13 protein-coding genes are annotated in these 14,963 nt (G+C 60.9%); 4 read left to right on the forward strand and 9 right to left on the reverse strand.

The window, feature by feature from the left end:
* Positions 1-105: 105 nt before the first annotated feature.
* From ATH90_RS15285 to ATH90_RS15295, 3 genes are read left to right on the forward strand one after another with little or no spacing between them, the layout of a single operon-like run.
* Positions 106-1,644 (forward strand): flavin-containing monooxygenase, encoded by a 1,539-nt coding sequence (locus ATH90_RS15285; protein WP_034106172.1) that lies wholly within the window; start codon positions 106-108, stop codon positions 1,642-1,644.
* Positions 1,641-2,531, forward strand: a complete 891-nt coding sequence (locus tag ATH90_RS15290) for an SDR family NAD(P)-dependent oxidoreductase (RefSeq protein WP_034106174.1) — start codon at positions 1,641-1,643, stop codon at positions 2,529-2,531. The genes ATH90_RS15285 and ATH90_RS15290 overlap by 4 nt, the downstream gene beginning before the upstream one ends.
* A gap of 15 nt (positions 2,532-2,546) precedes the next feature.
* Positions 2,547-3,380: a metal-dependent hydrolase gene (locus tag ATH90_RS15295; RefSeq protein ID WP_069077500.1), complete on the forward strand. Its 834-nt coding sequence runs from the start codon at positions 2,547-2,549 to the stop codon at positions 3,378-3,380.
* On the opposite strand, the gene ATH90_RS15300 is transcribed toward ATH90_RS15295, so the two are convergent.
* Positions 3,377-5,452: a PTS sugar transporter subunit IIC/EAL domain-containing protein gene (locus ATH90_RS15300; RefSeq protein WP_098466663.1), complete on the reverse strand. Its 2,076-nt coding sequence runs from the start codon at positions 5,450-5,452 to the stop codon at positions 3,377-3,379. The two genes, ATH90_RS15295 and ATH90_RS15300, sit on opposite strands and share 4 nt — an antisense overlap.
* A gap of 252 nt (positions 5,453-5,704) precedes the next feature.
* On the opposite strand from ATH90_RS15300, the gene ATH90_RS15305 reads away from it, so the two are divergent.
* The gene (locus tag ATH90_RS15305; RefSeq protein WP_034106307.1) at positions 5,705-6,034 is read left to right on the forward strand and encodes a DUF6388 family protein; all 330 of its coding nucleotides are present in this window, start codon (positions 5,705-5,707) and stop codon (positions 6,032-6,034) included.
* A 4-nt stretch (positions 6,035-6,038) separates the two neighbouring features.
* Here ATH90_RS15305 and ATH90_RS15310 read toward each other — a convergent pair whose 3' ends face one another.
* From ATH90_RS15310 to ATH90_RS29600, 8 genes are read right to left on the reverse strand one after another with little or no spacing between them, the layout of a single operon-like run.
* Positions 6,039-6,875, reverse strand: coding sequence for a serine/threonine-protein kinase (locus ATH90_RS15310; protein WP_098466664.1), 837 nt, complete (start codon positions 6,873-6,875; stop codon positions 6,039-6,041).
* Entirely contained in the window at positions 6,872-7,585 is a 714-nt protein-coding gene (locus ATH90_RS15315; protein WP_098466665.1) for a PP2C family protein-serine/threonine phosphatase, read from the reverse strand. The genes ATH90_RS15310 and ATH90_RS15315 overlap by 4 nt, the downstream gene beginning before the upstream one ends.
* Entirely contained in the window at positions 7,582-10,932 is a 3,351-nt protein-coding gene (tssM, locus tag ATH90_RS15320) for a type VI secretion system membrane subunit TssM (RefSeq protein ID WP_098466666.1), read from the reverse strand. The genes ATH90_RS15315 and tssM overlap by 4 nt, the downstream gene beginning before the upstream one ends.
* Before the next feature lie 15 nt (positions 10,933-10,947).
* On the reverse strand, positions 10,948-11,811 hold the full coding sequence (icmH, locus tag ATH90_RS15325; protein WP_098466667.1) for a type IVB secretion system protein IcmH/DotU: 864 nt from the start codon (positions 11,809-11,811) through the stop codon (positions 10,948-10,950).
* 5 nt (positions 11,812-11,816) lie between these two features.
* Positions 11,817-13,145, reverse strand: coding sequence for a type VI secretion system baseplate subunit TssK (tssK, locus tag ATH90_RS15330; RefSeq protein WP_098466668.1), 1,329 nt, complete (start codon positions 13,143-13,145; stop codon positions 11,817-11,819).
* Position 13,146: 1 nt separating this feature from the next.
* The gene (tssJ, locus tag ATH90_RS15335) at positions 13,147-13,632 is read right to left on the reverse strand and encodes a type VI secretion system lipoprotein TssJ (protein ID WP_098467684.1); all 486 of its coding nucleotides are present in this window, start codon (positions 13,630-13,632) and stop codon (positions 13,147-13,149) included.
* 5 nt (positions 13,633-13,637) lie between these two features.
* Positions 13,638-14,810, reverse strand: a complete 1,173-nt coding sequence (gene tagH, locus ATH90_RS15340; RefSeq protein WP_098467685.1) for a type VI secretion system-associated FHA domain protein TagH — start codon at positions 14,808-14,810, stop codon at positions 13,638-13,640.
* 19 nt (positions 14,811-14,829) lie between these two features.
* A complete protein-coding gene (locus ATH90_RS29600; RefSeq protein ID WP_081327116.1) occupies positions 14,830-14,958 on the reverse strand; it encodes a type VI secretion protein in 129 nt (42 codons plus the stop codon).
* Between the last annotated feature and the right edge of the window lie 5 nt (positions 14,959-14,963).

Genomic DNA, 14,963 nt, shown 5'->3' on the forward strand with positions numbered 1-14,963 from the left:
AAAATCTTTTTTAAAATAAGTAATTCAATTTTTCTTTGCAATGGTGTTTTATCTAAAAGACAGAACAAGAAAAGGAGCACACCCGATGCCCACGAAGGACTGCTTATGAATGCCAAGCGTGAATCAATCGACATCGCCATCATCGGCTCAGGCTTTGCCGGCCTGTGCATGGCGATCAAGCTCAAGGAAGCCGGGTTCACCGACTTCTTCATCGCCGAGCAGGCCGACACCCTCGGCGGCACCTGGCGGGACAACCACTACCCGGGCTGCGCCTGCGATGTGCAGTCCCATGTGTATTCGTTTTCCTTTGCGCCCAACCCAGACTGGACGCGGCAATTCGCGCCGCAGCCGGAAATCCGCGCCTACCTGGAGCAATGCGCCACGCGCTTTGCGTTAACGCCCTTCCTGCGTTTCGGCATGGGCCTTGAGCGCGCAGTGTTCGATGAGCACCATCAACGCTGGCAATTGAGCTTCAGCGATGGCCGGGAGGTCAGCGCGCGTGTGCTGGTGTCGGGCATGGGCGGCCTGTCGCGCCCGGCACTCCCGGATATTCCGGGCCTCGACAGTTTCAGGGGCAAGCGCTTTCACTCCCAACAGTGGGACCACGAGTATTCCTTGAAGGGTAAACGTGTCGCGGTGATCGGCACCGGCGCCAGCGCCATTCAGTTCGTACCCCAAATCGCGCCGCACGTAGCCCACCTGGACCTGTTCCAGCGCACCCCACCGTGGATCATGCCCAAACCCGACCGGGCGATTGCACCGTTCGAACGCTGGCTGTTCAAGCATCTGCCCTTCACCCAACGCCTGGTGCGCAGCGCCTTCTATTGGGCGCTGGAAGGCCGTGTGGTCGGCTTTGCCTTGCACCCACGGCTGATGAAAATGGTGCAGAAAATCGCCCTGCGTCACTTGCACAAACAAGTGGCTCGGCCGTCTTTGCGCAAGACCCTGACCCCGGACTACACCATCGGCTGCAAGCGCGTTCTGATTTCCAATGACTACTACCCCGCGTTGTCGCGCAGCAATGTCGAGGTGGTCACCGATCGCGTGCTGCGCATCGAAGCCGACGGCGTCATCACCGCCGATGGCATCAAGCACCCGGCGGACTGCCTGATCTTCGGCACCGGCTTCCAGGCCACAGACCCCCTGCCCCGTGACTGCATCATCGGGCGCGGCGGTGTGGACCTGATGGACACCTGGCAAGACGGCGCCCACGCCTACAAGGGCACCACGGTGCCCGGCTATCCCAACCTGTTCCTGATCGTCGGGCCCAACACCGGCCTGGGGCACAACTCGATGATCCTGATGATCGAAGCCCAGGTGACCTACATCCTCGATGCCCTCCAGCAAATGCAGCGGCACAGCATCGCGACGGTAGACGTCAAACCCGCCGTGGAAAGCGCCTACAACCAGCAATTGCAAGCCAAGCTCAAACGCACCATCTGGAATACCGGCGGCTGCCAAAGCTGGTACCTCGACCCGCGCACCGGCAAGAACACCACCCTATGGCCGGGCTCGACCTGGCGCTTCAAACACGTCACCCGGCAGTTTGCGCTCAAGGATTATGTCGCTGATCTGCTGCCGACTAACGCGCCCAGCCACCCTGCGCCGGCGCCCCACTCCACCGCAGAAGGCAGCCTGTCATGAAATCATTCAATGGCCGTGTAGCGGCAATTACCGGCGCCGCTTCCGGGATGGGACGCGCCCTGGCATTGGCCTTGGCACGAGAAGGTTGTCACCTGGCGCTCGCGGATAAAAACAGCCAGGGATTGGAACAGACCTTGGCGCTGATCAAGTCCTCGACCCTCGCCCCGGTGGTGATCACCACCCAGGTGCTGGATGTGTCTGATCGCCAGGCCATGGAACATTGGGCCGCCCGTTGCGTGGCCGAGCATGGCCAGGTCAACCTGGTGTTCAACAATGCCGGCGTTGCCCTGTCGAGCACGGTGGAGGGCGTGGACTACGCCGACCTGGAATGGATCGTCGGCATCAACTTCTGGGGCGTGGTCCACGGCACCAAGGCCTTCCTGCCGCACCTGAAAGCCTGCGGCGAGGGTCATGTGATCAACACGTCCAGCGTGTTCGGCCTGTTCGCCCAACCGGGCATGAGCGGCTACAACGCAACCAAGTTCGCCGTGCGCGGCTTTACCGAATCCCTGCGCCAGGAGCTGGACATGCAACGCTGCGGCGTCTCCGCCACCTGCGTGCACCCCGGCGGCATCCGTACCGATATCTGCCGCAGCAGCCGTATCGACGCGAACATGACTGGGTTCCTGATCCACAGCGAACAGCAGGCGCGCGCCGACTTCGAAAAGCTGTTCATTACCGACGCTGACCAGGCCGCCAAGGCGATCCTGCACGGCGTACGCAAAAACAAACGTCGCGTGCTCATCGGTCGCGACGCGTATTTTCTTGACCTGCTCGCCCGCTGCCTGCCAGCGGCCTACCAAGCGCTGGTGGTGTTCGCCAGCAGGCGCATGGCCCCCAAGCCACGCACGCCGGTGTTTGAAACCAACGACGAGCCCCGTCTCTGAACAGGAGCACGCACCATGTTGCCGATCCGCCGTGACATCCGTTTTGCCCTGCCACCCGAACGCATCAAGAACTGGCACGAACAGGGTCCCTTCATCACGCATTTCTTCAATGCGCTGTCGCTGCTGTTTCCGCAGGGCGAGCTGTTTTTCATGGACAGCGTGCGCCACTACCGCCAGCGCATCGACGACCCGGCGCTGAAAAAAGAGATCCAGGGGTTCATCGGCCAGGAAGCCATGCACAGCCGCGAGCACGTCGCCTACAACGACCTGTTGCAAGCCGCAGGGCTGCCCGCGCATACCCTCGACCGCCGGCTGAAGTTCATCCTCGACCTGCAGAAAAAACACCTGCCCGCGTCCTTCAACCTGGCGGTCACCATTGCCCTTGAACATTACACGGCAATGCTGGCCGAAATCCTGTTGAGCGACCCGTCCCGCTTCGGTGAATCACTCAAGGGCTACCAGCAGATGTGGTACTGGCACGCCCTGGAGGAAACCGAACACAAGGCCGTGGCGTTTGACGTGTGGAACCGCGTGATCAAGCCCGGCCCCATGCGCTATTTGCTGCGCACCGGAACCATGCTCACCACGACGGTATTCTTCTGGCTGGTGGTGTTCGACTTCCACCTGCGCCTGCTGATTGCCGACCGCAAGTCCGGCGGGCACCTGAAGGGCTTCTGGCGCATGTTGAAATTCCTGTATGGGCCGAAGGGCGTTTTCCCACGAATGCTGGTGCCGTGGCTGCACTACTTCAAACCCGGCTTTCACCCCTGGGACCATGACAACCGTGCGCGCCTGGACGGTATCGACGGATTGATCGAGGAAATCGAGCAGACTCAGCGCGGTTATTAGGCTTGGGCCATGGCCTCGCGCTCACGCACAAAGCCTTGTAACTGATCGCCCGGCAGCGCCTTGCTGAAGTACCAGCCCTGGATAATCAGATCGGCGCCGGTACTCAGGAAGGCCAACTGCTCGGCAGTTTCCACCCCTTCCACCACCACGCCCAGGTTCAGCGCCTCACAAAAACGCAGCATGCCGGTCAAGACCTGGGCGCCCTTGGGGTCGTGCTGGGCCACTACGAAGCTGCGGTCGATCTTGATGAAGTCCACCGGGAACTGGTGCAAGTAACTCAAGGCAGAAAACCCGGTGCCGAAGTCGTCGATGTAGACCTTGGCACCGATGGCCTGCAGTTTCTGGATGGTCTGGCGGGTGGACTGGATATCACTGACCAGCGCGTCTTCAGTGATTTCCACCGAGACCTGCCCGTGGGCCTGGGCCAGGATCTCCACCAGGCGTTCGCCGTAAGCGGCGTCGGTCAGGGTCGCACTGGAAATATTGATGGTCATCGGCAAGCTGAAGCCGAGTTTCTGCCACTTCTGGTATTGGCGAACCGCCTGGGACGCGACCCACACATCCACATCCGGCATCAATTGCGCCTGGGCCAGCCATTGCAGGAACTCCCACGGCGAATGCACCTTCCCCTCGGCATCACGGGCACGCATCAACGCTTCACAACCGGTGCACAGGCCAGTGCGCGTCGAGACCTGCGGCTGGAATTCGAGATAGAACTCGTAGTCGCTGATCTGCTGGATACGGCTCAACTCACTGGCTTGGCGCGCCAGGATCTTGTGGGACGCGAGCACCGAGTCCACCTCGCGCAAGCGCCCCTTTTCTTCAAGGCCACGGAAAGTCATGTCCAGTGACTTGAGATACACCGTGCCACCTTCGGTGGCCTGGCGATGGATCGCACGCACATAGGGTGCATACACCAGGGTGCCAAGCCCCAACAGCGCCACTTGCAGCGCCACCGCAACCAGGTCGCCGTGGGTACTGAGGTAGGCATTGAGCAACACTGGCGCGGTAAACGGTACGCTGACCACCGCCGGCGACACCCATCCCATCTGCACCACCGTTAACGCCACCATGGCGTTAAGTGCGGGGACGATCAGAAACGGTATGAACAAGCGCGGGTTGAGGATGATCGGCAAACCGAACAACAGCACCTCACTGACGTTGAACAGTGACAGCGGCAAACTCGCGACCGCCAACAGGCGCATGGACTGGCTCTTGGAGAACAGCAGGATTGCCAGCAACAGACACAAGGCCCCCCCTGAACCGCCGATGAATGCAAAGCTGCCCAACAGGCCGTTGTTCAACACATACTTGATCGGCTCGCCCGCCGCCAATGCCGCGCTGTTCAGCACCACGGCCTGGTCCAGCACGTCGAACAGCGGTTGCATGGCGTACACGCCGTGAATGCCGAAGAACCACAGCAGCGAATTCATCAGGGTCACGAACAGGCCGCTGCCGTAGGGCGATTCCAAGGCGTGGAGCACCTGAGGCCCCTGTAACTGCGCCACATAGGGGATCTGGAGCAACAACGACAGCAACACCACCAGCACCAAGGCGGTGATAGCGCCCGGCACCACCATATTGATGGCGCCGCGCAGGTTGTGACCCACCAGGTCTTCGTTGACCAGTCGGGTCCAGCGGTAACGATGCAGCCGCGCAATGGCCGGCACGTTCAGCAGCGGCGAGGCAATGGCGATAAACAGTACGAAGGTGGCCGAAGCCCGGGGGTAGTCGCGCAGGATAAACGTCGCTACCACGACATGGGCCAGGCACAGGAACGCCACGGGCAGTTGCGGCAGTCGATGCTGGATCGCCAGCATGTAGCCAATGGAGGCGGCGACCAGCAGCGGGATCACCGAGCTGATCTGGTTGTGCAGGCCGGCCAGGAACGCCACCACCTGCGGATCCAAGCCCAGTACGCGAGCACATTCGGACAGGATCAGAAAACCCGCTGACACCAGCAGGCACGGCAGGATCCACAGTAACCCTTCGCGGATCGCTCGCAGCGACTCGGTGCTGGCCAGGGCGGCCAGACGTTGCGTGAAGAAAAGCTTGAACAGCGTTTGCGCCATGACCCATCCCTCTGCCCATCGCCCACTGTCCCTGGAAGGCAGGGCCGGATACACCGGGCTAACGCTACACGTCCGGGCACGATGAGCGAAAGCCTTTTGCCCTCCGTCTTGGTGAATTTTGCGCCTTGGATGGCAAGTAACTTCCTGGTTTTCCAAATAGTTGAATTTTCCGACCTGGGCCACTCGTCGAATCTGCTTCAATAAGGGCTGTAGGAGTGTCACCCTGACCTGCCCTTTATGTGGAGCACGCCCTTGTCACAACCCGGTGATAACCACCAGCGCGCGCTGGACCGATTCCTTGACGAACACCCCGATGTCGCCACCGAACTCAATAGCCTGAATCCGTTGGCCGCCCAAGCCAAAGGCGAAACCCTGGCGCAGTACCGCGCCGAACGGCTGCATGAAGCCTTCGAAGCGGAAGCCGAGCGCCAGGGGCTGTTTGCCTGGGAACTCACGCTAAAACTCACCGCCGAATCTTCCGAAACCTTCGAAGCGCAGCGCCTCGAAGTGCATAAGGAAGTGGCGCAGATGGCAGGCCTGAGCTGGGACGAGTACTGCCAGCTGCACGACCTGGCCGGTTGACGCGTTACATCGAGTACCAGCGATGTCGTCTGCCCCCCAGCACCTCACGCAGTTCGGCGACAGATACGGTTCTCTGCTCGGGGTCCGTCGCCAATGCCGAGCACAATGCAGGCCAGTAATGCCTGGGCAGCTGCCTCGGCCTTGGTAAAGCCTGGTCGCGCTGGCCGGGGCGCCGTCCTTCAGCGAGTTCATAGAGCACGCAGGCCGCCCCGTAGAGGTCGGCGCTCGCCGACGGCAGTCCTCCGGCCATCAGCTCAGGCGCCGCATAGGCAGGCGTCCATGCGTTCAAGCGACTGCGGCTCAAACCTGGCAACCCAGCCCTCGCCTGCACCTCGGCGTGCGCCAGGCCAAAATCGAACAGGCGCACCCCCTGCTCTCCCACCATGATATTTGCCGGTTTCACATCACCGTGCAGCACGCCCTGCCGATGGGTATAGGCCAGCGCATCCAACAGTTGCAAGGCCATCGGTTGCAGCTCTTGCCACGGCAAGCCCTGCGGACGCTCCGGGAGCAGGCGGTCCAGGGTGAGGCCGGGCATCAGTTCCATGGTAAAGAATGCCCTCTGGTGAGCCGTGTCCACCTCGAAAGAGAATGCCCTTACCACGTGATCATGTCGCAGGCTGCGCGTCATGGCGAACTCGCTGTACAGCAGCAAATGCGCATCGGTGGACGCACAAAGGGGCTCGCCCAACAGTTTAAGCGCCACCCGGCAGTCCGGTTCGCCTAACGTTTCATGCAACAGGTCCCGGGCGCGATAAACCACGCCCATACCTCCCGTCCCGAGAACACGTTCAAGCTGATAACGCCCTGCCAGCAGGTTCGGCGGGCATACCGCGGTCATGACTGCACCACCACGGCGGTAAGATCATCCAGCGCAGGCCCCCGCAACGCTTGGACGAACAGTCGGTCTACCACCTGCCACGGCATGCCTGCACTCATGGCACTTCCCAGTTCGCGGTGGCGAAGCCCCTGGTACAGGCCATCGCTGCACAGTAAAAACACGTCCCCGGGATAGAGCCGAAATTCGAGTATCTCGAGGCTCAGTGGCTGTCGGGCACCAATTGCGCGAGTCAAGGCCCTGGCATCTGGATGGCTCCGCGCTCGTTCCAGGCTGAGTTGCTGTTCATCCATCAGTTGCTGCTGTAGAGAGTGGTCGCGCGACAGTTGATACAGGCACTGACTTCGCCAGAGGTAGCATCGGCTGTCCCCGGCCCATATGCAGGCTGCTCGTTCGTGTTCGAGCAACAGCACAACCACCGTACTGCCCATGACACCTGCCAGGCCTTCGGCGGGTTGCAATTGGTTGTCGAGGCCGCGCAGGCAGCGTCGGACCGCGTCGATGCGTTGATCGAAGCCGCCTCCAGCTGGCAGCGCAGCCAGCTCACTGACCACCCATTGACTGGCCACATTACCGGCATGATGACCGCCCATGCCATCGGCGACTGCCCAGCAGCCGCGTTGCGGGCAATCCAGCAATGCATCCTCATTGCGCACACGGCCCTTGCCTTGCGCCGTGCGTCCGGCACTTTGCCAAGGCTGCGCCCGACTCACAATTGCTCCGGCAGGCGGAAGGTGCGCCATGTCGCCATCTGGAACGGGCTGGGGTTGCGTTGGCTGGTGAGCAGGTAATTGGCACGCAGCCCGGCCAGGTCGGCCTTGAGTATCTGCGCGCCCCTGCCACTTGCCGGCTCGCTTTGCATCAAGTCGAAAAATCGGAACATCGACCAGGCTCCGCGATCTTTTTCGATCCCCACTGGCCGCTCTGTACCGCGTTCCAGTACCAGGCTGCTGCGACCGTTGTCTGCCTCGGCCGGCCATTGGAAGGTCATCGGCACGATCGGGCCATGCCGGTATTCCAATTGCTGACCGCCCAGCTGCAGCGTTGCCCGGCTGACAGCCTGATCCAGGCTGTAGGGCGCCAGTGTGAATCGAACGGCCCAATCGCCCTGGTCCTCGGCAAAAAAGCCCTGGCGAATGGTCTGGGCCTTGGTCAGTTGGTCCAACAACGAACGTGAGACTGGCAAGCTGCGCCCGTCCAGGGCACGCAAGCGATAGCGGTTGCCCTCGACACTGACAAACGGCCGCAGGTAACCGTCATAAAAACGCTCCATGCTCCCGTGTGGTTTAAAGAACGCCTGAAAGTCACCAAGCGCAACATCGCTGCCGGCATGGGCGGTGAATGGGTAGCGGTTCTGGATCGCCTTCACATAAAAGCCATGGATCTCGCTTTGATAACGCTGGTTGATATACCCGTACGCGCCATCAAGCAGATGGCGCCAGTTTTGCTCGGCGACCCCCTCGAACCAGCCCTTGAGCGGCTGCGGCAAGCGCGCCGCCGCATCACGCAAGTTGCCCAATAGCGGTTGCTGCCCATCTATCCGTTGCCTGGCGAGCTTGAACGCTGCCTGCTCAGGTGAACTGTCGCGGTTCAGTGTCGACACTTGCAGGTTCAGCTCATCGAGCAAGCGCACCACCTGCGTCAACTCGCCCCCAGGTTGCTGCTCTTCATCGAGCAATTGGTGCAAAGGCTCAAAGCGGCGCTGCAATGCGCGTCGGGCATTATCGGGCAATGCCTTGGCGAGCACGCTGGATGCTGTCGCGACCGTCTCGGGGATCTTCGGGCTCACCGTACCCAGCAGTTCATGGGCCGGCATCAGCCGTGTGTTTTCACGCACCTGCCGCAACAACTGCACCAACGTCGACTGCGTGGAAGTCAGGCTCGCGAGCTGCTCCGCGCTATTCCGCAGGCTGTCACTTTCCAGCAGCCTGACTCGACCCAGCGCATCACTCCAGGCATCGGCGTATTCACTGAAATAGCGCTGCTCCAGCGCCAACATCAGCTTGCGCAGCTCCAGTACGCCGAGGTCGGTGGTTTCCCCTAGCACCCAGTTATCCTGGGCAATGGCATTGACCAACCGAGGGCCTTGCGCTTCGAAATACTGCAGGTATTTTTTGCTGTAGAAACCCGGAATAGGTGGCTCAAGCCTGGAAAATGCCGGACCCTCGGCCAGGCGGTAAGGATCCAGGTTCCGCGCTTGTTCCCGCAGCGTCCGGTACACCACGTCTGCCAGTGACTCTGCGCGTAATGCCAGCCGAGCCTGGGCGACCAGCTCATCGTTCAACGGCATTACAAACCCTTGCCCGATAAGGCGTGCAAAGTGCTCGTTGAGGCGTTTACGCTCCCCAGGGTCGGCCACGGCCCCGAGCGCCCATTGCCCAGCCACCTGCTCTGCCAGCCAAGCTTTATCACGGCGCTCCGGCAAGTTGAGCATCAGGTAGGCCCGCAGGTTGTCCAGCAACCGTTCACGGTCACCCAGGCTCGCTCGTACCTGCTCCTCGAACAGCGTGGTCACGTAGGGCAGCAATTGCTGATGCAAGGCGTGTTCGTAGGCATTGGTCAACGTTGGATGAATTACCTCACCCTGATACAAACCCACCCGATCAATCCACCGCGCCTCTGCCGTCAGAGGAAATACTTTTGTGGCCGCCAACCGACTGTCCAGCAGCGCCAATAACGCAACGCGTGCGTCCGGAGGGACCGGCGTGGGCTTGACCAATTCCAATAGCTGAACCAGCCGCTGATGGTTGAACGAGTAGCCGTGCGTCCACAACGCTCCCGCGCAAGCGATGACAATGGCTGCGGTAAGCGCCATTAAGCCGTGGCGTCGACGTATGCGTTGTCGCTCCGTGGTATGCAAACCGGCCAGATCGGCCTGCGCAAACACCACTCGATTGAACAGGCCCTGGACAAAATGGGGACGTACATCAACGGTACTCGCACAGGTCAAGTAGAACCCGCGCAGACCATTGATACGCTGATGGCGATGGACCGAAAACGCCGTCTCGATAAACAGCCACAGACAATCGCCGAGGTGGGCGACTTGCTGAGGGAAATCCAGCATCCGGCCTCGTCGCTCAGGGTTGCGTTCTTGATGCAAACGGGGGATCAGCTCGGCCCCCAGGCGTTGCAGCAGGACCTCGAAGGTTTCACGTACCTCGGCGATAGGCGTACCGGTCGTGTCTGTGACCAGGCGCTCGCCCAGCACATCCTCGGCGCTGTCGCCCTGTTGCGCATCGAAGAACTCGGCAAACCCCACCAGTCGGTCCGCCTGGGTCAACACCAGGTAAACCGGCACATCCACATGCAGTGTCTGCTGGATTTCCTGCAGGCGGGTGCGTACATGACGCGCGTGGAGTTCCAGGTCATGTTCATTGCTGCGCAAAAGCGTATTGACCGACAGCGTCACCACTACGCCGTCGAGCGGCCGTGTCCTGCGCCTTGATTTGAGCAGGCCGAGCATTGTCGACCACCCTGCCGCATCCACAGAAGTGTGCGGTTGGTCCAGGTATCGGCCAGCCATCTCGACCATCACCGCTTCATCCGCAAAATACCAGTCACAGTAAGCGGTGGAGCCCGGAAGTGCGGATTCAGCCCGGTCGTGGGGAGACTGCAACCCGCAAGCGTTCAACAAGGAGGTCTTGCCACTGGCGCGCTCACCGATCAACAAGTACCAGGGCAACTCATTGCGCCAACGTTCACTATGCTCGCCGTAGCGACGCGAGGTCTTCAACATCTGCAGAGCCTCCTTGAAGCGCCCTTGCACGTGTCTCACTTCGTCGCTGATCAACGCCTGCCGCTGATGACGCTCGTGAGCCTCGGGCTGATCCGAACGAACGGCGCGGCGTGCGCCCACCACTACCATCGCCAGGCCCCACAGCAACAGCAACCCGCTGATGGTCAGCAAGCGGGCGGTCGGGCTTTGCCAGAAACGATAGTCATCCACCGCTAGCAAAGGTCCTGCGAACCACACCAGCAATGTACTGCCGAGCACCAATAACAGGCTCCAGACCCACGTCTTGCGCAGCACCGTGCCCGCGCCCTTGAAGAATGCGTTCATACATGACTCCCAGCGTTACAAGGGCGTGCGAGACGGGCCCGGCATCGAAGATTGAAAAGGTTGCAGCGCTGTCATGCGCTCCTGGCCCAGCAGCCAGGCAAACCCCGAATACATCACCAGCAAGCAACCGAGTACGCAAAGAGCAACCCAGGTCGTGGAGACCAGGCGTATTCGTGCCTGAGGCGCCCTGCCCGTTTCTGGCGAACGGCATAGGGGCAATCGCTCACCTCGCACATGCCTGATCTGGCGGTAGACAGCATCATGCAGGGTTTCAAGCTGCACTCGTCCCCGCTCCATGACGCGATATTTGCCTTCGAACCCCAGCGAAAGGCACACGTACATAAGCTCAAGCAAGGCCACATGCTTGACGGGATCTCGGGACAAACGCTCCAGCAGTTGGAAAAACTTTTCACCGCCGAAGGTTTCGTTGTGGAAGCGGCTTAACAGGCTCGTCTTCGACCAATCACTACGGCTGCCCCAAGACGTGGTGACCACAGCCTCATCAATGACACTGCACAACACGTAGCGCGCCGACATCACCTGACTGTTCTCTGCACCCTGGTGCAGGGCTCGCGCCTCGAACGCGTTGACACCCAACGAAAGCTGGTCATTGAGCGCTTGCAAGCCTTCCCGCCCTGGACCGGCCTTGAGCCGGACAACCTGTAGCAACAGCTCCCAGGCAGCGGTCAACAGGATGTTGGAGCCCAGGTTGAAACGCGCCGCGCCCTGCAGGTGGGCGCTATAGATCATGCGGTCCTCCAACTGCTCAAAACGTGGGGGTGATGGGCAATCGGTCATTGCCCCCCGTGCCGGCCCCAGCCCCTCGCGGTCAAGCAGGACGGTTTTTTCGTCCTGCGGGTAATCACTGTCCATAGTCATGGTAGTCAGTTCCTGATAGCCCAGAAGTTGAGTTCCAGCTCGGCGAACTCGCCACTGGCGTGGAAAGCGAAACCACCCGATTGCTCCAGCTGCGTGATGTCGCGGGGACTGAGTTCGAGCATGAAATAGGTCTTGCCGGCGTGGAAAGGAATCTGCCGCGGCGCGACCGGCAAGGGCGTGACCTTGATACCTGCGAGGTGCAGGTTGACCAGCTCGCGGATGCGCTCGACCGGGCCAATCTTGAGGTGCGCCGGCAGGCGATGGCGCAGTTCTTCCGAGTCGCACTGGGCAGTGGCCGCCAGAATGAACGTGGCTGCGCCGAGTAGTTTGAGATCGCTGACCGGGCAGACCAGCACACCATACTGGCGCTGCTGCAGCGTCAGCTCGATGGCATGCTGTTCCAGTACCAGCGACAGCACTGTGCGAAGACCTTCCATAAGCCCGCGAAAGCTCGCCCCTTGATCTGCATGCTGGAAGTGCACCACCAGTTGCGCACGTTTGTTGTCAGTGGCGAACGTCGACAGTTCACCAAGAATCGCCAGCAACTCCCGATATAACGCTTCCGGGCGAACCTGGGCCTGGTTGAGGTAATGACGCAAGATCAACTCCGCACGATTGATCAACTGCAGCATCAGGAAGTCGCCGACCTGGGCTCCCGCCGACGTGCCTGCTCCCTGGATGCGTGCGGCGATCGCATCGCCACGGGTCGCCAGCAAGCTGATCACTTCCTTGAGGCATGACGACACATACCCCGAGCCCTGGAGATAGATGAACGTCGGTACAAAATCCGCATCCAGCCTCACGCCACCTTCTTGGGCGGAATCCAGCACCTGGGCGACCTGGAGTTTCACGTAGAACGGATCACTGGGCTGTTCCCCCAGCACCAAGCGCAAATCCGGGCGTGCACAATGGACCTGGCAACGGGAGTCGACGCCGGCATTGGAGTCCCCGATCTCCGTCTCACAAGCAACGTAGCGTGCCAGGACATCACCTTGCTCCTTGCTGCGCACTTCAACCTGATTATCAGTCGCCAGCGGCAACGCCAGGTACACCGCTTGCCTGCCTGCGTTGGCAGGTACTTGCAACACCAGGGGTTCCATTGCGCCGCTCAGTTCAAACAGGCTGCCATCCGGCAACACACCGCTGGCCTGGTTGACAACTATCTTGCCCAGGTTGAGGTACTGCACGTCGACGTCCAAGGTCAGGAAACCCCAGGCATCATTGCTCAGCAAGCGAGTACGGTTGAGTTGCCAATGGTAGTAGCGATCGTTGTGCTGCAAGTGCTGTGGCCTCAGCAGCATGCCTTCTTGCCAGATAACGTTGTGGACCTGCATCTCAATCCTCCTTTGCGTCGGTTTGAGGCGCCGCCATCCGGACACCCGTCTGGTCCAGCACCACCGCGGCACGGGTCAATTGACCAGGGGCCAGAGGCAGCACCAGCCGCCATTGCACGTGGGGCAAGTCGCGGTAGGCCGCCAGCACGCCGACATAACGGCTGCGCGGCTCGACACTGAGCTTGAGCGCCAGCTGTTCGCCGGGACGCAGCTCCAACTCCTCGCTGCTGACCCAGTCCTTGGGCAGTGTCTGCTCGGCGCGGTCGTACAGGCTGAAGAAGTCGGCGTTTTCAAATGCCACGGGGTGCCGCAGTTCAAGCAGGTGCACCACCACAGGCGAAGGACGGCGGTGAAGGTCGGGGTTGACCTCGTCGCCGGCCGTCAACTTCAGGTCCAGCTTGGTCAGGGTCGAATAAGGCGACAGGGTGCTGCAACCGGCCAGTAGGCCCAGCGCTAGCAACGTCGATGTCACGGCGACACGAGACATGAGCATCATCCCGGGCACCCGACGTGCAGAATGGAGACCAGGCGCACCTGCTCCTCATAGGCGTTGGAAAAGTCATTGCGCAACAACTGCTCGCCCAAGGGGTCTTCGAGAGTCAGTCGTCGGTAGTGGTGTTGATATGCCCGCCAATGGGCGCCATCGGTGCGAAACCTGGTGGACTTGTGCTCGCGCTCGAAGCAAAGCAACAGCTGCGCGGGCGCAAACGCCGCCAATGCACCGCGTACGGCGGCTCGGCAGGCAACGACCAGGGCCAGTTGATGAACCTGCAAGTCTCGACAGGCCTGGGCGACTGCTTGCCCGGCAGAGCGTTGGCCCGGCCCTTCGGCGCCCAGCAGCGACTTCATGGCTGCCTGGGCGTCGGCGCAGTCGTTCAATGGGTTGTGGGTTTTGAGCACCGGGGCAGCCAATGCCCCGTTGATCTCACAGTTCAGCTCATGGCAAGTTCTCAGGTTCTGCTGCAACCCTTCGATGGTTTGCTTGAACAAGCCCGCCACTTTGATCGCCAGGGCTTCTCGCCCCTGCGTATCAAGCGCGTCGACCTGCATGCCTAATGCCAGTGCGAACTGCGACCAGAATGTGTCCGAAGCCGGCGGCGCGGCCGTGACGGGATCAGGCGCTATGGTTTCCCTCGCCGGCTCAGCCCACTTCGGTACAACCAAATGATCGCGGTCCACCGTCCCCTGACATAGCGATTGCCGAGATACCTGCGTCGATGTGTCCAAGGCGTCCAGCTCTGCGGCTGAATCGCCACGCCGTTGCTCGCGATCCAATGCGTAGACCGGGTCAAGGCCCAGGAAAGCATCGTCTGGAATCGTGTCATCCCGAGTAAACGGCTGATGGGCATGCGTTATCAGGCGGGCGCGGATATCCAGTGTCCCCAGTTGGTACACCTCACCATCGCTGATGGGCCGTGCCTGCCCCTTGCACAAGCGCTCCATGCTGCCTGAGACACCGATACCGTTGCTGCTGATATCCGTTAGAAAGTAGCGGTCTTCTCGATAACTGACCAAGCCGTGATGACTGGAAATCAGGCGATTGGCGTCAGGGATGATCCAGTCACAGCCTGCCCCTCGGCCGATCACGCCACCGACGCGATCAAATGTCTTGCGAACAGGCGGCACACCGCTTGCGTGACTACAGACTTCAAACATCAATTGCATCCTAGCGCTCCCCTGCTCATTACCCACGACGGGCCGCCTGGGGATCACCCAACGGACGGTAGTCGGCATCATCAAAGACGTAATTGGCGTTACAGCCGCTCAACAAACACAAGGCAAGCACTACCGCTTGCCACGGATGAAAAGGCATCAGGT

This window comes from Pseudomonas lurida, from assembly GCF_002563895.1.
GTDB classification, from domain to species: Bacteria; Pseudomonadota; Gammaproteobacteria; order Pseudomonadales; family Pseudomonadaceae; genus Aquipseudomonas; species Aquipseudomonas lurida.